At 64.5% G+C, this 24,358-nt stretch carries 24 protein-coding genes; 14 read left to right on the top strand and 10 right to left on the bottom strand.

All coding sequences use genetic code 11. The features are described from left to right. Positions 1-34: 34 nt before the first annotated feature. On the bottom strand, positions 35-1,015 hold the full coding sequence (locus IVB23_RS02440; RefSeq protein ID WP_247802374.1) for a helix-turn-helix domain-containing protein: 981 nt from the start codon (positions 1,013-1,015) through the stop codon (positions 35-37). 199 nt (positions 1,016-1,214) lie between these two features. On the opposite strand from IVB23_RS02440, the gene IVB23_RS02435 reads away from it, so the two are divergent. From IVB23_RS02435 to IVB23_RS02415, 5 genes are all read left to right on the top strand, one after another. Next, positions 1,215-2,729: a caspase family protein gene (locus tag IVB23_RS02435; RefSeq protein WP_247802373.1), complete on the top strand. Its 1,515-nt coding sequence runs from the start codon at positions 1,215-1,217 to the stop codon at positions 2,727-2,729. Between the two features lie 84 nt (positions 2,730-2,813). Further along, positions 2,814-3,029: a hypothetical protein gene (locus IVB23_RS02430; protein ID WP_061880369.1), complete on the top strand. Its 216-nt coding sequence runs from the start codon at positions 2,814-2,816 to the stop codon at positions 3,027-3,029. A 78-nt stretch (positions 3,030-3,107) separates the two neighbouring features. Then, positions 3,108-3,521 (top strand): hypothetical protein, encoded by a 414-nt coding sequence (locus tag IVB23_RS02425; protein ID WP_063816666.1) that lies wholly within the window; start codon positions 3,108-3,110, stop codon positions 3,519-3,521. A 176-nt stretch (positions 3,522-3,697) separates the two neighbouring features. Next, positions 3,698-4,945, top strand: coding sequence for an FAD-dependent oxidoreductase (locus IVB23_RS02420; protein ID WP_197488729.1), 1,248 nt, complete (start codon positions 3,698-3,700; stop codon positions 4,943-4,945). A gap of 178 nt (positions 4,946-5,123) precedes the next feature. Then, a complete protein-coding gene (locus IVB23_RS02415) occupies positions 5,124-5,891 on the top strand; it encodes an outer membrane beta-barrel protein (protein ID WP_247802372.1) in 768 nt (255 codons plus the stop codon). A gap of 111 nt (positions 5,892-6,002) precedes the next feature. On the opposite strand, the gene IVB23_RS02410 is transcribed toward IVB23_RS02415, so the two are convergent. The 4 genes from IVB23_RS02410 to parE all read right to left on the bottom strand — a co-directional run bounded on the left by IVB23_RS02410 (position 6,003) and on the right by parE (position 10,593). Beyond that, positions 6,003-6,773, bottom strand: coding sequence for a glucose 1-dehydrogenase (locus tag IVB23_RS02410; RefSeq protein WP_061880372.1), 771 nt, complete (start codon positions 6,771-6,773; stop codon positions 6,003-6,005). Positions 6,774-6,794: 21 nt separating this feature from the next. After that, entirely contained in the window at positions 6,795-6,980 is a 186-nt protein-coding gene (locus IVB23_RS02405; protein ID WP_028177579.1) for a hypothetical protein, read from the bottom strand. 306 nt (positions 6,981-7,286) lie between these two features. Then, positions 7,287-8,072 carry an outer membrane beta-barrel protein gene (locus tag IVB23_RS02400; RefSeq protein WP_061880373.1) on the bottom strand — a complete coding sequence of 262 codons (786 nt, stop codon included), beginning with the start codon at positions 8,070-8,072 and terminating at the stop codon, positions 7,287-7,289. Positions 8,073-8,550: 478 nt separating this feature from the next. Then, a complete protein-coding gene (parE, locus tag IVB23_RS02395; protein ID WP_061880374.1) occupies positions 8,551-10,593 on the bottom strand; it encodes a DNA topoisomerase IV subunit B in 2,043 nt (680 codons plus the stop codon). A 273-nt stretch (positions 10,594-10,866) separates the two neighbouring features. Between parE and IVB23_RS02390 the strand changes: the two genes are divergently transcribed. After that, the gene (locus IVB23_RS02390; RefSeq protein ID WP_028177576.1) at positions 10,867-11,397 is read left to right on the top strand and encodes a DedA family protein; all 531 of its coding nucleotides are present in this window, start codon (positions 10,867-10,869) and stop codon (positions 11,395-11,397) included. Between the two features lie 39 nt (positions 11,398-11,436). On the opposite strand, the gene IVB23_RS02385 is transcribed toward IVB23_RS02390, so the two are convergent. Further along, complete coding sequence (locus tag IVB23_RS02385; protein ID WP_197968546.1) at positions 11,437-12,438, bottom strand: MBL fold metallo-hydrolase; 1,002 nt, start codon at positions 12,436-12,438, stop codon at positions 11,437-11,439. Positions 12,439-12,830: 392 nt separating this feature from the next. Here IVB23_RS02385 and IVB23_RS02380 point away from each other — a divergent pair, with 392 nt between their 5' ends. The 4 genes from IVB23_RS02380 to IVB23_RS02365 all read left to right on the top strand — a co-directional run bounded on the left by IVB23_RS02380 (position 12,831) and on the right by IVB23_RS02365 (position 16,234). After that, positions 12,831-13,499 carry an FMN-binding negative transcriptional regulator gene (locus IVB23_RS02380; RefSeq protein WP_247802371.1) on the top strand — a complete coding sequence of 223 codons (669 nt, stop codon included), beginning with the start codon at positions 12,831-12,833 and terminating at the stop codon, positions 13,497-13,499. Beyond that, a complete protein-coding gene (gene argC, locus IVB23_RS02375) occupies positions 13,496-14,479 on the top strand; it encodes an N-acetyl-gamma-glutamyl-phosphate reductase (protein WP_247802370.1) in 984 nt (327 codons plus the stop codon). The genes IVB23_RS02380 and argC (IVB23_RS02375) overlap by 4 nt, the downstream gene beginning before the upstream one ends. A 100-nt stretch (positions 14,480-14,579) precedes the next feature. After that, the gene (gene argC / locus IVB23_RS02370) at positions 14,580-15,626 is read left to right on the top strand and encodes an N-acetyl-gamma-glutamyl-phosphate reductase (protein ID WP_247802369.1); all 1,047 of its coding nucleotides are present in this window, start codon (positions 14,580-14,582) and stop codon (positions 15,624-15,626) included. 14 nt (positions 15,627-15,640) lie between these two features. After that, positions 15,641-16,234, top strand: coding sequence for a class I SAM-dependent methyltransferase (locus tag IVB23_RS02365; protein ID WP_247802368.1), 594 nt, complete (start codon positions 15,641-15,643; stop codon positions 16,232-16,234). Positions 16,235-16,237: 3 nt separating this feature from the next. Here IVB23_RS02365 and IVB23_RS02360 read toward each other — a convergent pair whose 3' ends face one another. Both IVB23_RS02360 and phaC read right to left on the bottom strand, forming a co-directional pair. Continuing rightward, the gene (locus IVB23_RS02360) at positions 16,238-16,636 is read right to left on the bottom strand and encodes an MAPEG family protein (protein ID WP_061880380.1); all 399 of its coding nucleotides are present in this window, start codon (positions 16,634-16,636) and stop codon (positions 16,238-16,240) included. Between the two features lie 62 nt (positions 16,637-16,698). Next, positions 16,699-18,507 (bottom strand): class I poly(R)-hydroxyalkanoic acid synthase, encoded by a 1,809-nt coding sequence (gene phaC, locus IVB23_RS02355; RefSeq protein WP_061880381.1) that lies wholly within the window; start codon positions 18,505-18,507, stop codon positions 16,699-16,701. Positions 18,508-18,758: 251 nt separating this feature from the next. Here phaC and IVB23_RS02350 point away from each other — a divergent pair, with 251 nt between their 5' ends. The 4 genes from IVB23_RS02350 (at position 18,759) to glpX (ending at position 22,954) form a co-directional block, all read left to right on the top strand. Further along, complete coding sequence (locus IVB23_RS02350) at positions 18,759-19,034, top strand: hypothetical protein (protein ID WP_061880382.1); 276 nt, start codon at positions 18,759-18,761, stop codon at positions 19,032-19,034. 213 nt (positions 19,035-19,247) lie between these two features. After that, positions 19,248-20,468 carry an LL-diaminopimelate aminotransferase gene (locus IVB23_RS02345; RefSeq protein WP_247802367.1) on the top strand — a complete coding sequence of 407 codons (1,221 nt, stop codon included), beginning with the start codon at positions 19,248-19,250 and terminating at the stop codon, positions 20,466-20,468. A 29-nt stretch (positions 20,469-20,497) separates the two neighbouring features. Next, positions 20,498-21,814 carry a homoserine dehydrogenase gene (locus IVB23_RS02340; protein ID WP_061880384.1) on the top strand — a complete coding sequence of 439 codons (1,317 nt, stop codon included), beginning with the start codon at positions 20,498-20,500 and terminating at the stop codon, positions 21,812-21,814. Positions 21,815-21,952: 138 nt separating this feature from the next. Then, the gene (glpX, locus tag IVB23_RS02335; protein WP_061880385.1) at positions 21,953-22,954 is read left to right on the top strand and encodes a class II fructose-bisphosphatase; all 1,002 of its coding nucleotides are present in this window, start codon (positions 21,953-21,955) and stop codon (positions 22,952-22,954) included. A gap of 70 nt (positions 22,955-23,024) precedes the next feature. Here the strand turns inward: glpX and IVB23_RS02330 are convergent, their stop codons facing one another. Continuing rightward, entirely contained in the window at positions 23,025-23,348 is a 324-nt protein-coding gene (locus IVB23_RS02330) for a hypothetical protein (RefSeq protein WP_247802366.1), read from the bottom strand. A 2-nt stretch (positions 23,349-23,350) separates the two neighbouring features. Further along, positions 23,351-24,220, bottom strand: coding sequence for a hypothetical protein (locus IVB23_RS02325; RefSeq protein ID WP_247802365.1), 870 nt, complete (start codon positions 24,218-24,220; stop codon positions 23,351-23,353). Positions 24,221-24,358: the final 138 nt, after the last annotated feature.

Raw genomic sequence — 24,358 nt, 5'->3', positions numbered from 1 at the left:
GCCCGCGGTCCGGCGGCAATCGCCGAACGACGGGCTAAAGGCCATCCGAACCCCTGGCCCGGAAGTCTCCGGGCGCCATGCCATAGGCGGCGTTGAAGACCCGGTAATAGGTCGCCAGGCTCTCGAAGCCGCAGGAGGCCGCGATGTCGGCGATCATCCGCTCCGGCGCCTCGCGCATCAGGCGGCGGCTCTGTTTCAGGCGCTCGTCGGTCAAGGTCTGCGAGAAGCTCTTCTCGGCTGTCTCGAACAGCATATGCAGGTGACGCACGGACACGCCGAGCAGGTCGGCCACCATGGCCGGCGTCAGGTTTGGGTTTTGCAGGTGGCGTGCGATCAGGCGCCGGGCCTGCGACAGGCGGGCCGTTCGCAGCGCGGCCTGGCCGCGCCGGCTGCCGGGCCGCACGATGCCGCGCTCGATCAGCGCCAGATGGGCCAAAGCTTGAACCAGGGAAGTCTGGACGAGAGGGGGCGCATCCGCGGCGGCAGCATCATCCGCGGCGGCCTCATCGAGGTCGGCAAAGCAGGCAGCGAGCAGGGGCGCCAGGGTCGGATCGTTGAACGTCCGGGGCGCAAGCTCGCGCATGCGCTTGTCCTGTGTCGGGATGCTGCTCACGGGAATCTTCAGGATCCGCAGGTGGAAGCCCCCGGCGCCCTGCGGCGCGGTGCGGTAAGGCAGGTCGGTATGGCTGGTGGCGAAGCTGCCGTTGGCGATCGAAAAGTCGCTTGTGCGCATGCCGCCGAACCAGCCGCCGCTGCCGAGCTGCTGGTAGACGCAGATTGCGTCACCCGGGGCGTTGGCGATGTCGGACGCGCTGCGCTCGACCGCGTAGGGCGAGGCCTTCAGCTCGACGAGGCCGGCCCCGCCAAGCTGGCGCAGCGAGAACTCGCCGAAGAAGTTCGTTCGCCGCTCGCGTTCGAGCTCGGCGGTAACGCCGAACAATCCCTTGGCGCGCACCTCGCGCCAATACTCGAAACGGTCGTGTGGCTCCACCTCGTCCGTACACCAGTGAAACATGGCTGCCCCTCGTTTCCGGCGAAATCGTTCAAGAAGAAGCAGATTCCAGCGCAATCTGCCATAGCCAGATCGAGGAATCGGGGGGCAGGCCCCTTGAACCGTCGTTGCCTCTGGGCCGACTATCACACAGCGGCAGGGGATCCCATGAACTGCTGTTCGAAGGAACCGGCGCAGGGCCGTTCTGCAGGGAAAATTTGCGATGACGCGTCGGCTTTTCGGAATTCTGGCGGCCCTTGGTCTTGCGGCGAGCCTGAGCGGCTTCGCAGCGCCTGCCCATGCCGAGAAGCGCGTCGCGCTCGTGGTCGGCAACAACGACTACAAGAACGTCCCGAAGCTGCTCAAGGCCGTCAACGACGCCCGCACCATGGGCGACACGCTGAAGCAGCTCGGCTTCTCGGTGATGGTCGCCGAGAACCAGAGCCGGCAGCAATTCTCGGAGACGCTGCTCGCCTTCGACAAGGCAATCGAGCCCGGCGACACCGCGTTCTTCTTCTACGCCGGCCATGGTTTCGAGATCGCCGGCCAGAACTACCTGCTGCCGACCGACGTGCCGGCGGCGACGGAAGGTCAGGAAGAGCTGGTGCGCGACGCCTCGATCCTGGCCGACCGCATCGTCGAGCGCCTTCAGAACAAGAAGGCGCGGACCTCGATCCTGGTGTTCGACGCCTGCCGCAACAACCCGTTCGAGCGCAAGGGCACCCGCGCGGTCGCCGGCGGCGGCGGGCTCGCGCCGATGACGCAGCTGCCCGAGGGCGTGTTCTCGGTGTTCTCGGCAGGACCTCGTCAGACCGCGCTCGATCGCCTGTCCAACGACGACGCCAATCCCAATTCGGTGTTCACGCGCACCTTCGCCAAGGAGCTGCTCAAGCCCGGCGAGAACCTGGTGCAGGTGGCGCAACGCACGCGCCGTGCCGTCAGCGAGATGGCCGACACGGTCAAGCACAGGCAGGTGCCGGTCTATTTCGATCAGATGGTCGACGACGTCTTCCTCAGCGGCATGGCGAAGGATGCGGCCGCGCGCCCGGCCGATCCACCGCCGCAGAAGCTTGCGGCACTGCCGCCGGTGTCGGTGCCACAGATGCCGAAGGAGGAGACCATCAACGCGCCGATCGCGAGCTTCTCGCGGCACAATGGCGGCTGGAGCGTGACGTTCTCCTTCGCCGATCCGACACTCGGCATTTCCTGGCGCATGGCCGGCAAGAGCGATTTCCGCGAGACCGGATTCATCGACACGCTCGATCCGCGCACGCGCAAGCGGATGCCGAACCCGTCGATCGAGCTGCCGCCGGATGCGCAGGCCGGCACCATCGAGGTCCGCTATGTCGATCAGTCCGGCGAGATGCAGGGACCGTTCCCGATCAGGTTCGATCCCGAGGCCGCGCTGATCCGCGACCAGCGCAAGATCCTCGACATGACCTCGACGAGCTGGCTGTCGTTCCGCGAGTTCAACGGGCTCCTGGTCTACTACACGCATCTCGTCTCCTACCGCTGCGCCATCCGCGAGGTGCGCATCGGCATCGACACCGCCGTGCCCAACCAGGTGCTGAAGATGCCGCCTTGCGACATGCGCGATCCCAGCGCGGTCACCGCCGGCATGCCGCTCTACATGAAGCTCGCGCCAAGCACGCAGTCCATCTCGGTGGAACTGACCTATCGCGACGGCAGCGTCTCGGAGATCAAGAGTTTTCGTAGCGCGAACCGCAGCAATCATTGACGCGCTGTTCGGCCTGACGCGATCGGCCTACGAAGTGGACGAACTTAAATCGGACAGGTCAAGGTGGAAGTGCTAGAGCCGGGGATGGCAAAGTTCATCATCGTCGCGGTCGTTACGACGCTTCCGGTTTTGGCCCAAACGACTCCCGTCCCCACAGCGCCGCCACTCACCGACCGTGAACGTGTCCAGGCGGACCGCGCGAAGGCCGCCGAGGATGAGAAGGTAGCTCCGATCACGCGACCCTGGGATCGCGACGCCGACGGCAAGCGCCCATGGGAACGGAAGTCGTCGAAGCCCTGAGGCAAGCGCACGTCGATCTCCGCGGAAGGAACAACTCCTTGGGCACCTGGATTGTCTGTCAAACCAGGGAGACGATCCATGATCCGCAAATCCATCTTCGTAATCACTGCTTGTGCTGCGCTGTCGACGGCCGCCTTTGCGCAAGGGGGAGGTGGTGGCGGAGGCGCTGGTGCGGGTGGCGGTGCCGGCGCGGGTACCGGTGGCGCCAGCGCGGGATCCGCGGCCAGCTCAGGCGCCGGAATGGGCACGTCATCCAGCAGCGCCAACTCGGGGCCATCGGCTCCCTCGGGAATGGGGACGCACGGCACCACGACCGGAGCGAACATCAATACCAACAACAGCCTGAACAATCCGAACGCTCAGCCCCCGACCGCGGCCGGCAAGACGCCCGCGGCGGCGCAAGCCGAGCGAAACGCGGGTGTCGGTCATGCGCCCAATGGGCTGCCGATCGGCAGTCCGGGCACCGGGACCAGCAATGAGGACCAGAAATAGTCATCCCGCTTTCAGGCAAAGGCCCGCGCACTGCGGGCCTTTTTGTCGGGGGCTTGGTGCTGCTGCGAACCAGTCGCGGCGGCTATGGCCGCAAATTGAAACTGCGTTCGGCCTGAATCGCGCTAGTATCGTCAGGGATATGTTGATCGATACTCACATCGCGGATCGCAGCGGCAATGACATCTGACAAACAGCCAAACCGCACCATGAAGGTCCGCTGCTGCGTCGTCGGCGGCGGGCCGGCCGGCATGATGCTCGGCTATCTGCTCGGGCGGTCCGGCATTGACGTGATCGTGCTGGAGAAGCATGCGGATTTCTTCCGCGACTTCCGCGGCGACACCGTGCATCCCTCGACGCTTCAGGTGATGGACGAGCTCGGCCTGATCGACGGCTTCCTGAAGCTGCCGCATCAGCGCTTGCAGAAGATGGACGGCTTGTTCGGCGGCACGCCGGTGCGCATCGCCGATCTCAGCCGGCTCCATACCAAATACCCCTTCATCGCCTTCATGCCGCAATGGGACTTCCTGAACTTCCTGCGCGAGGCCGGGCGGCGCTTTGCCTCGCTCGAGGTGATGATGAGCACGGAGGCGGTCGATCTGATCCGCCGCGGCGAGACCGTTGCCGGCGTGCGGGCGAAAACGCCTGACGGCATCATCGACATCGAGGCCGATCTCACCATTGCCTGCGACGGCCGGCATTCGACGGTGCGCGAGCGCGCCGGCCTCGAGGTCGAGGAGATCGGCGCGCCGATGGACGTGCTCTGGTTCCGCGCCGGCCGCAGACCCGACGAGACCGAGAACGTGTTCGCGCGGGTCGAGCCCGGCAAGATGATGATCACCTTCGACCGCGGCGACTATTGGCAATGCGCCTATGTCATCGCCAAGGGACAATACGAAGCGGTGAAGGCGAGGGGATTGCAGGCGTTGCTCGACGACGTCGTGCGCATGGCGCCGATCCTTCGATCCGGCATCACTGATGTGAAGAGCTTTGACGAGATCAAGCTGCTCACGGTCGCGATCAACCGCCTCAAGCGCTGGACGCAGCCGGGCCTGCTGTGCATCGGCGACGCCGCGCATGCGATGTCGCCGGTCGGCGGCGTCGGCGTCAATCTCGCCGTGCAGGACGCGGTCGCGACCGCCAATCTGCTGGCGGACAAGCTTCAGCGCGGCTGCCCGAGCGAGGACGAGCTCGATGCTATCAGGCGCCGACGCGAATTTCCGGTGAAGATGACGCAACGCATGCAGGTGATCGTGCAGAACAACATCATCAGCGGCGCCTTGCAGGGCGGCGATCGGCCGCTCAAAGTCCCTCTGGTCGTGCGCCTCGTCACCGCGCTGCCGTGGCTTCAGGGCATTCCGGCGCGCCTGCTTGCGCTCGGCGTGCGACCGGAGCACGTGCATTCGAGGGCCGCGCCTGCACCGTAACGCAGGAGCCGCCAGGGATAATGCCGCGTTAAATCGCGCGCCAAGCGTTGCGCGCGAGCAACAGCGCCAATGGATTCAGGGCGCGCTGCGTGCCAATCCGGCGTCTTAACTTTCTTGATTCAAATTTGAGTAAGACCTGCGTGTGACCGTGCGCCCATCAAAGGACACGGGGTATACCATGCGTAATAAATTGATTGCCGCCTTCGCCTGCACGACGGCTCTGGTTTCAACCGGCGCGGCCTCCGCCGCCGATCTCGGCGCGCGCTACACGAAGGCGCCCGCCTATGTCGAGCCGCTGTTCAACTGGACCGGCTTCTATGTCGGCGGCCATATCGGTGGCGCCTGGACCAACGAGCAGTTCACCAATAACGGGACCGGCGCGGCGTTCGGCGATCTTTCGCCGGGCGACAGCTTCCGTCAGCGCAACTCCGGTATCATGGGCGGCGCCCAGATCGGCTACAACTGGCAGGCCAACAACTACGTGTTCGGCATTGAGGGCACGATCTCCGGCCTCGACAACAAGGGTACGGTCGTCAACACCCTGTTTGGCGCCGGGGACGACGTGTTCTCCTGGCGCGCCAACGTGCTCGCGACCGTCGTCGGTCGCGCCGGCTTCGCCGTGCAGAACAACCTGTTCTACTTCAAGGGCGGCTATGCCGGCGTGAACAACCGTCTCTCGGTGACCGACACCGCTGGTGTGGCGACGGGTTCGGGCGAACAGACCCACTGGGCCAACGGCTGGATCGTCGGCGCCGGCTGGGAATACGGCGTCACCCGCAACTGGATCGTCGGCCTCGAATACAACTATGCGGCCTTCGGCAGCCAGACCTATCAGCTCGGCGGCACCTCGGGTAACTACACCTTCGATGCCAAGCCGCGCGACATCCAATGGGCCGTCGTGCGCGCGAGCTACAAGTTCGACGCACCGACCATTGGCCGCTACTGAGCACGTCGACGCAACGCGACCAACGATCAAGAAAAGCACTGCAAATTTCAAAAGCCCCGGCCTGGTCCGGGGCTTCCTTTTTGTGTCGTTTGATTGCGGGCAGGCGCGGCCTCAGGCCATCACCGAGAAGCCTCCGTCGACGGGGATCGCTGTGCCCGTGACGAAGTTCGAGGCGGGCGAGGCGAGGAACACGGCGATGCCGGCGAAGTCGTCGATGTCGCCCCAGCGCCCCGCAGGCGTGCGCGCCAGCACGCGCTCGTGCAGCCCTGACACCTGCTGCCGCGCGCCGCGGGTGAGGTCAGTGTCGATCCAGCCCGGCAGGATGGCGTTGACCTGGATGTTGTCGGGCGCCCAGGCGTTGGCGCAGGCGCGGGTGTACTGCACGATGCCGCCCTTGCTCGCGGCATAGGCCGTCGCGAAGCTCGCGCCGAAGATCGACATCATCGAACCGATATTGATCACCTTGCCGTTGCCGGACGCCTTCAGCGCCGGATAGGCCAGCTTCGAGCACACGAAGGCGCTGGTGAGGTTGGTGTCGATCACCTTGTTCCACTCGTCGAGCTCGAGCTCGTGCGGCGGCTTGCGGATGCTCATGCCGGCATTGTTGACGAGGACGTCGATGCGGCCGAGTTCCCCGACGACGCGCTCGATCATCGCAGCGACCGCCGCCTTGTCGGTCACGTCGGTGGCGATGGCGATCGCCCTCACGCCGCGCTGCCTGAGATCGGCGACGGCTGCGGCGGACTTGGTCTCGTTGCGTCCGACCACGGCGATATCGGCGCCGGCGTCGGCAAGGCCACGCGCCATGCCGAGGCCGATGCCACCATTGCCTCCCGTGACGATCGCGACCTTGCCGCGAAGATCGAACCGGCTGGATGTCATGCTTTCATTCCCTGGTTTATCTTATTGATGACTCTGCCAGATCAGCACCAGCCCGAAGCCGGCCATGGCAGCGCCATAGCCGGCCCATTGCAGCTGGTTGACCATGAAGCTCGATCGCGGCCACGGAACGGCGCCCGTGCCCTGTCCGATCCAGAGCAACCCGACGGCAGTCGCAAGCAGGCCTGCGACCAGCAGAAATCTGCGCATGGATTCCTCCCATCGGTCCGCTCCTGTCAGCGGTGCGACGATGAGGATCGCCGCGCCGCGAAAGCTTGAGCGCACACTAACCGTAGCTTCGGTGTGGATACAATGGCAGCACCGGCGCAAGCTGCCGGTGGGGAGGAAGCGTGTCCCTGGAAAGGCAATTCGCGGCTGGGCGATCGGCCGTGCCGATAGTCGGCGAGCGGAGCCCGGTTCGCCGTACAGGTCATTGCAAGCGAGCGTCGGTCACCCGGACCAAAACGAAAAAGCCCCGGCGATGCCGGGGCTTTGACGTTTGATCGTGAGATCGGATCAGTACTTCGCGACGACCGGACCGGTCCAGTTGAAGCGATAGACCAGCGAGGTCGAGATCGTCTGGTTCCAGCTGTTGGCTCGGATGCTGTTCACGCCGGTCGGCAGGCCCGTGGCATCGGAGATCTGATCCTGAGTCTTGGTATCGTAGAAGGCCGAACGGTACTCGGTCTTCATGAACCAGCCGGGCGAGGTGATGCCGAAGATGTTCAGGCTGTTCTCCACGCCGCCGCCGATGAACCAGCCGTGGCGATCGTAGCTGTTGAGGTGGACGCCAACGGGAGTGCCGCCCAGCGTCGTGAAGTTGGTCTGCCCGAAGTGAGCGCCCGAGTAACCGCCGTTCACGTAGGAGAGAACGTTCGGGGCGACCAGCCAACCGAGGCGAACACCCGCGGCCCAGGAGGTTTCCAGCTTCTGGTTGCCAGTGATGCCGAGGGTCGGATCCTGGATGGTGGCGCGAATGCTGCCGAACTGACCGTCGGCGAACACACCGGCGACCCAGGTGCCGCTGAACTGCCAGTCGTAGCCGGCGCCAACCGTGCCGAACCAGCCCGAGCCGCCTTGGCGCTGGGTGATCGTCAGCGGGGTGCCCGTGCCGGTGTCGACCACGCTCTGGTCGGCATTCGAGAGGCCGCCACCGCCACCGCCGAACACGTAGAAGCCGGTCCAGTTGGCGACGGGCGCAGGCATCGGGGCCTTCACGTAGGGACGGGCGCCAAGGTCAGCCGCCGAGGCCGCACCGGTCATCGCCGCAACCGCGGTCAGAGCGAGCAAAGTCTTCTTCATGTCAAATCCCCAACCTTGGTCTGTCGTAGCAGGCGCGAGCGCGCTGAAGTTCGTGTCATCTGATGATCGGACTATAGACGGTTCTCGCCGAAATGCTGTTGCCGGGCAGGCACAGTCGCCCGAAAACGCCGGTGCTGGAGTATTTCGAATGCTGCCGCTCGAATCCATAATATGTCATATATTTCAATGTATTATTTGGAGTCTCAAGACTTCGATTTCGGGTAACCTGTCGTTAGCAAATCCGGTTTTGTCCGAAATGGAGGCAATCCTCGCTCGGCGTTTGAGCTCCTGAGTCGACGGCCGAGTCGCCCGGTCCGGTGCGAGTCGTGTCGTCCACGCCGTGGCTGACTTGGAGGAGCCAAAAAGCAAGAAGCCCCAGCCGAGGCCGGGGCTGGTTTTCGAAGAAGCGGCGGCGCGGTACTTCGCCACCACCGGACCACCGAGCTTGTAGCTGGCGCGCCCGGCACGGACCAATGCCTCAGACGTCCAGCAGCTCTTCGCTGGCAAATTCGGCCTTGTCCGAGATGAAGGCGAAGCGCGCCTCGGCCTTGGTGCCCATCAGGCGCTCCACGGAATCCGCGGTGGTGTCGCGGTCGTCGGCGAGCAGGACCACCTTGAGCAGCGTCCGCTTGCTCGGATCCATGGTGGTCTCCTTGAGCTGCGCCGGCATCATCTCGCCGAGTCCTTTGAAGCGGTTCACCTCAACCTTGGCGTTGGCGTTGAACGCGGACTTGATCAGCTCGTCCTTGTGCTTGTCGTCGCGGGCATAGACCGATTTGGTGCCGTGCGTGAGCTTGTAGAGCGGCGGCACGGCGAGGAAGAGGTGGCCCTCGTCGATCAGCCGCGGCATCTGCCGATAGAAGAAGGTGATCAGGAGCGAGGCGATGTGCGCGCCGTCGACGTCGGCGTCGGTCATGATGATGATGCGCTGGTAGCGCAGATCCTCCTCGCGGTACTGCGCCAGCGTTCCGCAGCCGATCGCCTGCACGAGGTCGGAGAGCTGGGCGTTCGCCGTCAGCTTGTCCTTGCCGGCGGAAGCGACGTTGAGGATCTTGCCGCGCAGGGGCAGCACGGCCTGGGTCTTGCGGTCGCGCGCCTGCTTGGCGCTGCCGCCGGCCGAGTCACCCTCGACGATGAACAGCTCCGAGCCATCGGTGCCGGCGTCGGTGCAGTCGGCGAGCTTGCCGGGCAGGCGCAGCTTCTTGCCGGCGGTTTTTCGCGCGGTCTCTTTCTCTTGCCGCCGCCGCAACCGTTCTTCGGCGCGGTCGATCACGAAGTCGAGCAGCCGGTTGGCCATGTTCGGATTGCCCGAGAGCCAATGGTCGAACGGATCCTTCATCGCCTGCTCGACGATGCGCTGCGCCTCCGCAGTGGCGAGGCGATCCTTGGTCTGGCCCTGGAATTCCGGCTCGCGCACGAACACCGACAGCATCACGGCGGCGCCGACCATCACGTCTTCCGAGGTGACGGAGGCCGCGCGCTTGCCCTGACCGACGCGCTCGGCGTGATCCTTCAGGCCGCGCAAAAGGGCGCTGCGCAAGCCGGATTCGTGCGTTCCGCCATCCGGCGTCGGCACGGTGTTGGTGTAGGAGGAGAGGAATCCGTCGGCATCGGCGGTCCAGGCCACGGCCCATTCGCAGGCGCCATGCGCGCCGTTGCGGCCCGACTTGCCCGAGAAGATGTCGGGATGCACCAGCGTGTCGGCGTGGATCGCCGCGGCGAGATAATCCTTGAGGCCGCCGGGGAAGTGAAACGTCGCTTCCGCCGGCACGTCCTCGATGCCCTTGAGCAGTTCGGGCGCGCAGTTCCAGCGGATCTCGACGCCACCGAACAGATACGCCTTCGAGCGCGTCATCTTGAACAGGCGCTGCGGCTTGAACGCGGCCTTAGGCCCGAAAATATCGGTGTCGGGCTTGAAGCGCACGCGCGTGCCGCGGCGGTTGTTGATCTTGCCGAGGTCCTCGAGCTTGCCCTTCGGGTGGCCGCGCTCGAACGTCATGCGGTAGAGTTTCTGGCTGCGCGCGACCTCGACCTCGAGACGCGAGGAGAGGGCGTTCACCACGGAGATGCCGACGCCGTGCAGGCCGCCCGAGGTCTCGTAGACCTTGCTGTCGAACTTGCCGCCCGAATGCAGCGTGCACATGATGACTTCGAGCGCCGACTTCTTCGGGAATTTCGGATGAGGATCGATCGGGATGCCGCGGCCGTTGTCGGTCACGGTCAGGAACCCGTCCGCGCTGAGATCGACCTCGATGAAGGTCGCGTGCCCGGCGAGCGCCTCGTCCATCGAATTGTCGATGACTTCGGCGAACAGATGATGCAGCGCCTTCTCGTCGGTGCCGCCGATATACATGCCAGGCCGGCGACGTACCGGTTCCAGGCCTTCGAGCACCTCGATGTCGGCTGCCGTGTAATCGGCTTCCCCGCCGCTTCCGCGCGGCGCCGCCTTGGCGGCACGAGGTTTCGGCTCGTCGCCGCCGAAAAAGTCGTCTTTTGCTTTGGGCTTCAACTGCTTGGACATATATCTTGATGCGTCTTGAGGGCCGCAGGGGCGGCGAATCGGTTGCGCCGACTATGCCACTTCTGCCTTGGAAAGGTTACCGCGCCGGGGCTGGCGGTGTGGGTTGGGAGCTAATCCCGGCGATTTTACGCCGCAGGGCCCACAAGTTCCCGGCAATTTGACGGTTCGCCAAGTGTCATGTCGGGTTTTGTGACTTGATGTCACACAAGTCCTTGGCTTACCAGTCCTTTTCATCGAGCAGCACCTTGAGACGGGGCGGGAAGGCTATTTTTGATGGAGCAATTTGCGCACGCCCTGGCCGATTTCGTGCGCGTTCACCAGGCCTGGGCGGCACCGATCGTGTTTCTGCTCGCCTTCGGGGAGTCGCTTGCGTTCATCTCGTTGCTGGTTCCGGCCTGGGGCGCGCTGGTGGCCATCGGTGCGCTGATCGGGGCCAGCGGCATCAGTTTCTTTCCGGTCTGGATTGCCGGCGGCCTTGGCGCGGCGCTGGGCGACTGGGTCTCCTACTGGTTCGGCTACCGCTACAAGGAGAGGGTTGCCCAGATGTGGCCGCTCTCGCGCTATCCGGACCTGCTGCCCAGAGGCGAGGCTTTCGTGCGCAGCTGGGGCATACCCAGCATCTTCATCGGGCGCTTCTTCGGCCCCTTGCGCGCCTCCGTGCCGCTCGCGGCCGGCATCTTCGAGATGCCCTATTGGAGCTTCCAGGCCGCCAATTTCGTCTCGGCCCTGATCTGGTCGGCCGTGCTCCTGCTGTTCGGCGACGTGCTCGCCAAGATCATGGAATGGATCTGGCGAGTGATCTGACCGGGCACCGGGCCGCCCGGTCAGGGCGTCAGGAGAGGACTACAGCGATGCGTTCCAGATCGCGGGGATCCAGCGATAGCCGGAGCCGTCCTTTTCCTTCTCGACCCGGACGAGACCGGGGAAGGCGGCGTGGAAGGCCTGGATCGGCATCTTCTCGGCAATGGCCATATCGTAGAGCTTGCGCCGCGTTGCCTGTGCCAGAGGCTTGTCGACGTCGGAGGCGATGTTCCATTCGGGATGCTTCACGAACAGGAACGCTGCGCCCGCGGTGATATCCACCTGCACCAGCACCTTCTCGGCGCCGGAGGCGACGATGAAGGAATTGTGGCCCGGCGTGTGGCCGGGGCTCGCCACCGAGGTGATACCGGGCGCGACTTCCTTGCCGGCCTCATATTGTGTGACCTTGCGGCCCAGGGCATCGAACACGCGGCGGATATTCTTGAAATTGTTTTCGAGGATCGGATTGCCCATCCCCTTGCTCATCTCGCCGTCGTCCATCCAGAACTTCCATTCCACCGCCGGCACCATGATCTCGGCATTAGGGAAGGCAGGCTTGTTCTCGGCCGCCAGCAGGCCGTTGATGTGGTCGCCATGGAAGTGGGAGATGATGACGGTATCGACCGCCGCGCGGTCGATACCGGCGGCGGCGAGATTGTTTTGGAACTGGCCGACCTTGCCCTTCGTCTGCGTGAACTGGTCGGGACCGAGGCCGGTATCGATGACGACGAGCTTCGGGCCGGTGTTGACCACGACCGGGTTGAAGGTATGGGTGACCTTGTCGGCCGGCAGGTGGTGCTCGGCGAACACCTTGTTGATGTCGTCCTTGCTGGCGCCGGCGGCGTAATTGTCGGTCAGATTGACGGTCGCAACACCGTCGCAGACCACCGTGACCTGGTGGGTCCCGACATTGTAGCGATAGAAGCTCGCATTCTGCTTCTCGGCCGGGGGCGCGGCGGCGCTCGCGGGCGAAATCTTCACGAAAGGCAGGAGCGCCGATGCGGCGGCGCCGGCTAGCGTTGCGCGACGAGTAATCTCGGTCATGGTGATGTCCTGAGGCTGGGTGCGAACGGCTCGGGGCCGGCGAAGAGGTTGTGTCCCGCCGGTCGTTCTCGAAAACCCCTATTGCTAGTGGAAATTCCACGGCGGCCCGATGACATCTGTGCGCATCCTGCCGTCGCGCGTGCGGCATCCTGCCGTCCCACTGAACCGATTTGCTCTTGACCATGGAACCAGCTGGCCTTATAGCCGCGCGCCATGATCAACGCCGCGACCATCCTGTTCGCCCGTCGCCGCCGCCGCAGCTTTGCGGTTTGGGCGGTCGATCGCGTTTGAGATCATCGTCTTTGCCGCTGGACCCGATCCGCGGCATCCTCTCTCCTGTCAGCGCGATCTGATCCGGCGGCTCCCCCGAGGAGGCCCAGCAGGAGACCACGATGTACACGCCACCCTTTTTCAAGCAGGACCGCGCCGCGAGCCTGAAATTCGCCGAAGAGCGCGGCTTCGGGACCATGTGCGCCTTCGACGGCCACAAGCCCATCGCCTCGCCATTGCCGTTCTATCTGACTTACGGCGCCGACGGCACGCCGCAGGCCGCCTTTCATCTGGCCCGTCACAATCCGCTGCTAAAGCTGGCGGGCGGCGAGGCGTCGTGGCTGCTCGCGGTCAACGGCCCAGATGCCTATGTATCGCCGGACTGGTACGTCTCGCCGGATCAGGTTCCGACCTGGCTCTACCAGTCGGTGCATCTGAGCGGGCCGGTGCGGCTGCTGTCGGATGACGAGCTGTCGGTGCAGCTCGACACGCTCAGCGAAAAGTTCGAGAGCTGGCTGTTGCCGAAGAAGCCATGGACGTCGGGCAAGATGACCGCCGGGCGGTTCGAGGCGATGAAGAAGGCGATCGTGGGTCTGGTCATGACGGTTGAAGAGGTCGAGGGCAGCTTAAAGCTCAACCAGCACAAGTCGGACGCCGATTACACGGCGATCGCCAATGCGCTCGGCGCGCAAGCCCAGGCCGACGCCAGAGAGATCGCACAATTGATGCAGGACGTGAGGCCGGAGGCCTTCGTGAACGAAACCAACATGCTCGAAAGGAGCGCGCCATGAGCCTCACGGAAACCACGAAAGCCCCGGCCACGGGCGCGGCGAAGAAGCCTGCCACCGTCTTCGTCGATGGCGGTTCCGGCACCACCGGCCTCGGCATCAACGAGCGGCTGAAGCTCCAGAACGACGTCGTCGTGAAGACCATCGCCGACGACAAGCGCAAGGACCCCGCGGCCAAGAAGGCGCTGATGGAGGAGGTGGACCTCGTCATCCTCTGCCTGCCCGACGATGCCGCCAAGGAGACCGTTGCGCTGGTCGACAGCATGGGCGCCTCGGCGCCGAAGGTGCTGGACGCCTCGACCGCGTACCGGGTCGCGCCGGACTGGGCCTACGGCTTTCCCGAGCTGACGCCGGACCAGGCCGGCAAGATCAAGGCGGCGAAGAAGGTCTCGAATCCCGGCTGCTATCCGACCGGTGCGATCGCGCTGCTGCGGCCGATCGTCGATGCCGGCCTCCTGCCTCCGGACTATCCCGTCACCGTCAACGCGGTGAGCGGCTATTCCGGCGGCGGCAAGTCGATGATCGCGAGCTTCGAAGACGGCAGCGCGCCATCCTTCGAGCTCTACGGCCTCGGCTTCGAGCACAAGCATCTGCCGGAGATGCAGCTCTACTCCAACCTGACGCGGCGTCCGATCTTCATTCCCTCGGTCGGCAACTACCGGCAAGGCATGCTGGTCTCGGTGCCGCTGCAGCTCGACGCGCTGCCGGGCAAGACTGGCGGGGCCGACCTGCAGGCGGCGATGGCAAAGCGTTACGACGGTTCGAAATACGTCAAGGTGATGCCGCTGCAGAACGAGGCGACCAAGGCCGGCCGGCTCGAGCCGGAGGCGCTCAACGAGACCAACATGCTAGAGCTCTACGTCTTCGCCAGCGACAAGTACCATCAGGCACTGCTGGTTGCCCGGCTCGACAATCTCGGCAAGGGCGCATCGGGCGCTGCCGTACAGAACATGCGGCTGATGCTGGGTCTTGCCGACAAGTAGCTGATCGAGCGTTGCTCGCGAGGCCAACCCGGTGAAGGAAGCGACGCTGCAGCTTTCTACCCCGGCAAGACGATCCAATGACGCCTGGAAGGGACGCGTGATGAGCTCGAAGAAGATCGGCATTCTCGGCGCCTCCGGTTACACCGGGGCCGATGCGGTGCGCCTGTTGGCGCGGCATCCGGATGCCGAGATCGTCACGCTCACCGCCAATACCCACGCTGGCAAGTCGATGGGCGACGTGTTTCCGCATTTCTTCATGCTGAACCTGCCGAAACTGGTGGAATGGGAAAAGGTCGACTGGAGCAAGCTCGATGCGGTGTTCTGCGGGCTGCCGCACGGCACCACGCAGGAAATCATCGCCGCGGTCCTCAAGGCAAATCCCAAAATCAGGGTGCTCGACATGTCCGCCGATTTCAGGCTGCGGGACAAGAACACCTATGCGCAATGGTACGGCCACGAGCACCGGGCGCTCGAATTGCAGGCCGAAGCGGTTTATGGTCTGACCGAATTTTATCGCGAAAAGATCACGTCGGCGCGGCTGGTCGCCTGTCCCGGCTGCTATCCCACGGCCGCGCTGCTCGCGCTGGTGCCGCTTGCGAAGGCCAAACTGATCGACAGCGACGACATCGTCATTGACGCGAAATCGGGCGTCACCGGCGCCGGCCGCGGGCTGAAACAGAACACGTTGTTCAGCGAGGCGGGCGAGGGGCTGTCGCCCTATTCGGTCGGCACCCACCGGCACGCGCCCGAGATCGAGCAGGAGATCGGCGTCGCCACCGGTTCCGCGGTGACGATCAACTTCACGCCGCATCTTATTCCGATGGCGCGCGGCGAACTCTGCACGTCCTACGTCAAGCTCAACGGCGCGACACCGGACGATCTGCGAGCCGTGCTGGAGCAGGCTTATGCCAACGAGCCCTTCGTGCATGTTGCCAGCAAGGGCGTGCTGCCGCAGACCCAGAATGTGCGCGGCTCCAACTATGTGCAGATCGGCGTTGTCGCCGACCGGATCAAGAACCGGGCGATCGTGATTTCCACGCTCGACAATCTGGTGAAGGGGTCGGCCGGGCAGGCGATCCAGAACATGAACCTGATGTTCGGGCTGCCTGAGACGACGGGGCTGGAGCAGATCGCGCTGTTCCCATGACACGAGGTGCTGCGATGGACGAAGCGACCTTGCAATTCTACCGCGGCCATGCCGCGTCCTATGCTGGCTGGGCGAAGGCACCGTCGACGCGGCTGCTTGACTTCCTGGCCCTGCTGCCATCCGGCGGCGCGATCCTCGAGCTCGGCTGCGGCGCCGGCAATCATGCGGCGGTGATGCTGGCCGAAGGGTTTTCGGTGCGCGCGACCGACGGTTCGCCTGAAATGGCCGAGATTGCCTCGCAGCGGCTCGCTCATCCCGTCGAGACGATGCGGTTCGACCAACTGGACGCGCAGGAGGCCTATGACGGCGTCTGGGCCAGTGCCTGTCTCCTGCACGTCCCGCGCGACGAGCTTGCCGGCATCCTCGGGCGCATTCATCGTGCGCTCAAGCCTTCAGGCGTGTTCTACGCCAGCTACAAGATGGGCGAGGGTGACGGTCGCGACAGCCTCGATCGCTACTACAACTATCCGCCGCGCGAATGGCTCGAGGCGACTTACGCTGGCGCGGGTCCGTGGATCACGCTGTCAGCCGAAACCAACGTGATCCAGAGTTTCGACAAGACGCCGGCCAACATGCTGCATCTCGTCGTTCGCAAGGTCGCGGCCTGATCTCTAGACGATATTGAAGATTGCCAGCGCCAGCACGGCCTGCGCGAGGAAGCCGACGGTGAAGGCGAGGGTGCGGAACACCGGGATCCCGAGTGCATAGACGATCAGATGTGCGACGCGCGACCAGAAATAGACGGCGCAGGCGAGCACGGTCCATTTCGTGGAATAGTCGATCGCGTTCAGGATCAGCACCAGCGGGGCGAAGACGATGAGGTTCTCGACCGCGTTGTCATGCGCGAACATCAGCCGGTTCGCCCACTCCGCCTGCGGCTTGTCGCCGCGCGAGGGGTTGGCCATGGCACCGCTCAACCCGCGAACCTGGCAGCGGTTGATGGTGTAGGGAATCCAGAGGATTCCGGTCAGGATCACCGTCAGTGTCAGCCAGAACAATTCGCGCGTCATAGTCCGGTTCCCTCAGTCGTCGCGGTGCTGCAAGCGAGCTTATACAAGCGCGGGAGATTCCGCTATGCGCGAACCCTGACATAGCTGCCGGGTGCATCCTCGATCGGTGGGAATGCTTCGCTGCCGACCTCACGCGCGGGGACTTCCTCGGGATCGAGTTCGCCCAGCCACTCCCGCCAGTCCGTCCACCACGAGCCCTTGTGCTCCACGGCGCCCTTCATCCACTGCGCGATACTGACGTCCTTGACGTTGTCGTTGGTCCAGTACTGGTACTTGTTCAAGGCGGGCGGATTGACCACGCCGGCGATGTGGCCCGAGCCGGACAGGACATACTTCACCGGACCGCCGAAGAATTGCGAGCCGTACAGCACCGATTCGGCCGGCGCGATGTGGTCCTCGCGGGTGGCGAGATTGTAGACAGGCACTTTCACCTTGGACAGGTCGAGCAGGGTGTTGTCGAGCACCATCGTGCCGGTGGAGAGCCGGTTCTCCAGATAGCAATTGCGCAGGTAATAGGAATGGTTGGCTGCGGTCATCCGCGTCGCGTCCGAGTTCCAGTGCAACAGGTCGAACGCGCTCGGCTGCTGGCCCTTCAGATAGTTGCTGACGACATAAGACCAGATCAGGTCGTTGGAGCGCAGCATGTTGAAGGCCATCGCCATTTTCGAGCCTTCGAGCACGCCGGCGGCCTTCATGTCCTGCTCGAGCGCCGAGATCTGCTCCTCGTCGACGAACACGAGGAGATCGCCGGCATGGGTGAAGTCGATCTGGGCGGCGAAGAACGTCGCGGACGACACGCGCTGGCGGCGCTTCTCGGCGAGCCAGGCCAGCGTGGTCGCCAGCATGGTGCCGCCGACGCAATAGCCGGCGGTGTGCACCTTCATCTCGCCGGTGACCTTCTCGATCACGTCCATCGCCGTGAGCGGGCCCTCCTTCATGTAGGCTTCCCAGCTCTTGTTGCCGAGCCGCTTGTCGGGATTGACCCATGAGATCACGAACACGGTGATGCCCTGATCGACGCACCACTTGATGTAGGATTTCTCCGGCTTCAGATCGAGGATGTAGAACTTGTTGATCCAGGGCGGCACGATCAGGAGCGGCGTGCGCAGCACCTTCTCCGTGGTCGGAGCGTACTGGATCAGCTGCATGATCTCGTTCTGGTAGATCACCTTGCCCGGCGTCGTCGCCATGTTGACGCCGACGACGAGATTGTCCGGATCGGACTGGCGGATCTTCAGCATGCCCTTGCCGGCCGCGATGTCCTCGGCCAGCATCTTCAAGCCGCGCGCGAGGTTCTCGCCGCTGCTCGCCACCGTCTCGCGCAGCACCTCCGGATTGGTCAGCACGAAGTTGGATGGCGACAATGCGTTGATGACCTGCTGGATGTAGAACTCCGCCTTGCGGCGGGTCTGCGGATCGAGCCCTTCGGCATCGCGCACCAGCTCCTGCGCCCATTTGGTCGTGAGCAGATAGAGCTGCATGACGAAGTCGAAGAACTGGTTCGACTTCCATTCCGGATCGGCAAAGCGCTTGTCGCGCGGCGAGGGCGCGATTGCGGGTTGGGCGTCCTGACCGGCCATGCGGCGCACCGCCGAGCCCCAGAGGTCGAGATAGTCCTTCGCGAGCTTGGTCTGCAGATCGGAGGAGCGGGAGGTGTCCGACAGCCAGTATTCGGCGACCGACGTGAAGGTCCTGACGACCTCGGCAAGCTCGGCCGGCGGGCGGTCCTGCACCTCGCCGCTCTCGCGCGGCTTGAGATAGGCGGCGAGCGCCTTGCCGCCGCTCTCCATCGCCCGCGCGACATTCATCGCGAAGGCTTCCGCGTCGAACTTCGTCCCGGTTTTCGGCGTGTCGGTTGTGGCCATGCTCATGAGCAGAACAGTAACGATTCATTCCGTATTCGTCACCGCGAAGCTCGCATGTTTGACGTTAAACACTCTCGAAGATGTGTTGCACTGCGACAAATTTTCTTGGTTCCGTCACAATCGAGCCGCACCGCTCGTCTTGTTGGGCAAGGGCTTTTTTCGCTCGCACCATTTGGGCAGCAATGGTTTGAGCTTGGGCGCGGTCTTGGGTAAGGTTGCCCGGGGCCGTGCTTTGGGACGAGTAGGGGATTTCCCAAGTGTTGGCGTTATGGGACCTGCAAAAGACGCGGCCGATCTGCAGCGCGCTGCTGCTCGCGGCGTTCGCCCTCGGCGGATGCTCGAGCCAGCTCGCGGATCTGACGCCGGGGGATGCACAGCCGCATGTCAGGGAGCCCGGCACTTATCTGCCGGTGCATGACCTGCCGCCGGATCGCGATGAGGCGATCATCCCGCCGGACCGGCGCGCCAAGATCGAGGCCGAGCTCGCCGCGGCACGCGATCGCCAGGCGGTGGCCGCCAAGGACGCCAAATGAGGCGCAAGGTAATCGCTGGCGCCTCAGCCTTGCCGTGCTAAAAGATTTCGGTTCAGCCAGGAGTCAGGGCGAACGACTTCAATCCTCGTCGTCGATGGTTGCTCTAAGTATTTGATTTTGAGTGATTTTCGCGGTGAGCATGAGCGCCTTTTGAAGTGGCCCTCGTGGCCTGTCGATTCTGTCCTGACCGGTTGCCCGGAGCCCTAGAGAGCCATGGAAGAGTTTTACCGCATCCGCCGCCTGCCGCCTTACGTGTTCGAACAGGTCAACCGGGCCAAGGCAGCCGCGCGGAATGCCGGCGCCGACATCATCGACCTCGGCATGGGCAATCCGGATCTGCCGGCGCCGGCGCATGTGCTGGAGAAGCTGAAGGAGACGCTGGGCAAGCCGCGCACCGACCGCTACTCGGCCTCCCGCGGAATTCCCGGACTGCGCAGGGCCCAGGCCGCCTATTACGCCCGCCGCTTCGGCGTGAAGCTGAACCCGGACACTCAGGTGGTGGCGACGCTGGGCTCGAAAGAAGGTTTCGCCAACGTGGCGCAGGCGATCACCGCGCCCGGCGACGTCATCCTCTGTCCGAACCCGAGCTACCCGATTCACGCCTTCGGCTTCTTGATGGCGGGCGGCGTGATCCGCTCGGTGCCGTCGGAGCCGACGCCGCAATTCTTCGAGGCGGCGGAGCGGGCGATCGTGCATTCGATTCCGAAGCCGCTGGCGCTGGTCGTCTGCTATCCCTCGAACCCGACCGCCTATGTCGCGAGCCTCGATTTCTACAAGGACCTCGTCGCCTTCGCGAAGAAGCATGAGATCCTGATCCTGTCCGATCTCGCCTATGCCGAGGTCTATTTCGACGAGAACAACCCGCCGCCCTCGGTGCTCCAGGTGCCCGGCGCGATGGACGTCGCCGTCGAATTCACCTCGATGTCGAAGACGTATTCGATGGCCGGCTGGCGCATGGGCTTTGCGGTCGGCAATGAGCGCGTGATCGCGGCGCTCGCCCGCGTCAAATCATACCTCGACTACGGCGCGTTCACGCCGGTCCAGGTCGCGGCGACCGCGGCGCTGAACGGGCCGGACGATTGCATCAAGGAGATGCGCGACACCTACCGCAAGCGCCGCGACGCGCTGGTGGAATCGTTCGGGCGCGCCGGCTGGGAGATCCCGGCGCCGGAGGCCTCGATGTTCGCCTGGGTGCCGCTGCCGGAAGCCTTCCGCAGCGTCGGCAGCATGCAGTTCGCGACCCTGTTGGTGGAGAAATCCGGCGTTGCGGTCTCGCCCGGCGTCGGCTTCGGCGAGCATGGTGAAGGATATGTCCGCATCGCCATGGTGGAAAACGAGCAACGGATCAGGCAGGCCGCGCGCGGCGTGCGCCGCTTCCTTGAAAGCGGCATCGAAACGTTGCACAACGTCGTTCCGCTCGCCAATCGGCGTTGAGTTCTCTTCGGCAGGTTTTCTAAGTCACCATGGTTGCACCCCTGAAAGTGGGCATAGCGGGGCTCGGCACCGTGGGCGCCGAAGTTGTCCGTTTGATCGAAACGCAGGCGCGCGTGCTCGCGGGCCGCAGCGGCCGCGGCATCCGCGTCGTCGCCGTCACTGCGCGTTCGAAGGCGAAGAAGCGCGGCGTCGACCTGCGCGGCGTCGAATGGGCCAGGGATCCGATGGCGCTGGCCACCCATCCCGAGGTCGACTGCTTCGTCGAGCTGATGGGCGGCGCGGGCGATCCGGCGCTGTCGGCGGTGGAAGCCGCGCTGAGCGCCGGCAAGTCGGTGGTCACCGCCAACAAGGCGCTGCTGGCCAGGCATGGCCTCAAGCTCGCCAAGGCGGCCGAAAAGCACGGCGGCGCGCTGAATTTCGAGGCAGCGGTCGGCGCGGCGATCCCCGTCATCAAGACGTTACGCGAAGGTCTCGCTGGAACCGGCATCGACCGCGTCTACGGCATCCTCAACGGCACCTGCAACTACATCCTGACCCGGATGGAACAGGAAGGGCTGTCCTTCGCCGAATGCCTCAAGGACGCGCAGCGGCTCGGCTATGCCGAGGCCGATCCGTCCTTCGACGTCGACGGCCACGACACCGCGCAGAAGCTCGCCATCCTCGCCAGCCTCGCCTTCGGCACGAAAGTTGCTCAAAGTGCCGTGTATGTCGAAGGCATCTCATCCATCGCGCCGGAAGATCTGCGGGCGGCGGCCGATCTCGGCTATCGCGTCAAGCTGCTCGGCGTTGCGGTCCGCACCACCAAGGGCATCGAGCAGCGCGTGCATCCGACCATGGTGCCGAAATCATCCTCGATCGCACAGGTGATGGGTGTCACCAATGCGGTCACGATCGACGGCGAGGGCATTCCGCCGATCACGCTGGTCGGTCCCGGCGCTGGCGGGGCTGCGACGGCATCCGCCGTCGTCGCCGACATCGCCGACGTCGCGCGCGGCATCCGTGCCAATCCGTTCGGCCGGCCGATCTCGCAGCTGCGCGACACCAAGAAGGCGCCGATGGAGCGCCACGAGGGCGGCTATTACATCCGCCTGCTCGCGCGCGATTTCCCCGGCACCGCAGCCGCGATCGCGACGCGGCTGGCCGAGCAGAAGATTTCGATCGAGTCGATCGTGCAGCGTCATCCCAATGGCGGCGCTGCGCCCAGCGACGGCAAGGCGGTCCCGGTGCCCGTCATCCTGATCACCTATGCCACACACGAGGATGCCGTGCGCCGTGCGCTCGCCGCCGTGCAGAAGGACAAGGTAATCAGCGGGCGGCCGCAGGTCATCAGGATTGAGAAGAACTAGAGCATGACCTCGGAAAAGTGTTGAGCGGTTTTCCGGAAAGGTCATGCTCAAGCGATAAAACGGTTCGAACGAACTGTGGGTGTTACGAGTTGATGCGGACGGAGATTTCCGGCCCAAACGTTTCGAAGGAGTGAGCCGATGTCGACCCATATTGAAGTCCCCCCGCACGCCTTGCTCGAGCGCATTCTGACGCTGGAGATCGTGCGGGTGACGGAGCGGGCGGCGGTGTCCTCGGCGCGGCTGCGCGGGCACGGCAACGAGAAAGCGGCCGACCAGGCCGCCGTCGACGCCATGCGGCGCGAGCTCAACAAGCTGCCGATCCAGGGCACCATCGTGATCGGCGAGGGCGAGCGCGACGAGGCACCGATGCTCTATATCGGCGAGGAGGTCGGCCTCAAGACCGGACCCCAGGTCGACATCGCGGTCGACCCGCTCGAGGGCACCACGCTGTGCGCCAAGAACATGCCGGGCTCGATCGCCACCATGGCGATGGCCGACGGCGGCACGCTGCTGCACGCCCCCGACGTCTACATGCAGAAGCTCGCGATCGGCCCCGGCTACGACAAGGGCGTCGTCGATCTCGATGCCTCGCCGGCCGACAATGTCCGCCGCCTCGCGAAGGCCAAGGGCGTCAAGCCGGAACACATCACGGTGCTCGTGCTCGACCGGCCGCGCCATGCCGACATCATTTCGGGCGTGCGCTCGACCGGCGCCGCCGTGCGCCTGATCACCGACGGCGACGTCGCCGGCGTGATCCACTGCGCCGACCCCGACAACACCGGCGTCGACATGTATCTCGGCACGGGCGGTGCGCCGGAAGGCGTGCTCGCGGCCGTGGCACTGCGCTGCATCGGCGGCCAGATGCAGTGCCGCCTCATCCTCGATTCCGACGAGAAGCGCGAACGCGCCGCGAAGATGGGTGTCAACGACCCCAAGATGATCTACGGCATCGAGGACATGGCGCGCGGCGACTGCCTGTTCGCCGCCACCGGCGTCACCACGGGCTCGCTGCTGTCGGGCGTCAAGTTCCGCAAGGACGGCGTGATCGAGACCGAGACGGTGGTGATGCGCTCCGTCACCGGCACCGTGCGCTACATCAAGGCCGAGCATCGCGAGCTCGCGAAGTTCCATCTGGACTAAGCTGGCCCGCCCACGCGATCGTTCGGCTGGCTCAGCCAGACGTGGCCGGGACGGGTCCAACGTCCGCCCGCTACGGGCCGCGCAGCGGCGCTGGCACGAACAAGAACGCGTCGCACAAAGTCAGAGCGAGCTTGGCTGCTCCTTGAAGCAAGCCAACCTCCTCGGCCCACGGCTGGAGAATTGACCTCGCGGACGCCATGTCTCCGCCCGCGACCGCTCGGCGCGCTTTGGTGTCGGCCTCGGCATAGAGGTCGGTTGCGATCATGCCGGACAGCGCCTGCGAGAGGCCTTGATCGAAGCTCTCGAGGCGAACCTCCGATTGGTAGTGATCCGGCCTGAGCCTGATGTGGTTCTTCGCATCGGCAGGATCGAAAAGTCCGACCTTGCCCAGCATGATCAGCAGCGGATGATTCCGGGCGATTGCGGCGGGAATGATCGGGTAGGTCCTGCGTCTCCCCGATCGGTCATCGAGGGATGAGAATGAGACGACCGGCCCGATGTTGAAGCGCGAATTGCGGTGGAGCACCACGACGCGATGATCGATCTCGGAATCGGCTTCGAACACCTCGCCGCTCTTAATCCGTCCTCCAGGCCGGTTGCGATGAAGTAGGCCGAAAGCTGGGCGACACGGGCGGTGACGGTGTCTTGATCGAGCCCATCCACCTCGAACTCGATCTCTCTTCCAGTGAACGCCGACAGTCCGACTGTATAGGCTCCTATGGTTTTGCCGGAACGGTAGGGGACGATCTCCGTCCACAATGCGAACGGTTGATCTGGATAAGCCGCAAAGGCGCTGCGCGACCGCTCCAGCCACATCTCGGGCGAACGACCGACCTTTCCATCCCAGATGACGGCGACCACACCGGGCGTCGCTGCGAGCACTGCGCCTACAAGGGCGGTTGTGAGGAGCGTACGCTCGGCAAATCCCAGCTCTTTCGTTTCGGCATTGCTCTTGGCAGAGTCCATCACCGCGATGGCGAGGTGCGCGCGATGGCGTCCCGCGGCGCGGAAAGCTTCCGGCCATAGCCGAGAGGCTCGCTCCCAAAGTTGCTGATCAGAAGGCACCGGCTCCGGTACCAGGAAGATCGTCAGGGTGTGATTTCCGACGGGGATCAACATCGGACGAGTAGCGCCGTCGCTCAATACGGCGGCGCTGCGACTGCACTGCAAGTCGGGATGACGACCGCGTATTGACTGAATCAAGGCCTCCTGATCCGGGAGGCGGGCATCTTTGAGCAGAATGAATGCGAGAGGAATGGTTGCCATAGCAGATGGGTGCGCGTCCCAATTGGTCGAGGCAGTGACATTGCTCGCCCCAGACGAAGTTGATGTGGCGGACAACCGCTATTGTTGCATAGGAAGGAACATGCTTTAAAGCCTCGATCTGAACCCGGAGTCAGCCCG

The sequence above is a fragment of the Bradyrhizobium sp. 191 genome (assembly GCF_023100985.1).
Taxonomy (GTDB): domain Bacteria; phylum Pseudomonadota; class Alphaproteobacteria; order Rhizobiales; family Xanthobacteraceae; genus Bradyrhizobium; species Bradyrhizobium diversitatis.
Note: the sequence above shows the minus strand (reverse complement) of the source record. Positions and strands in the feature narration are given on the sequence as shown.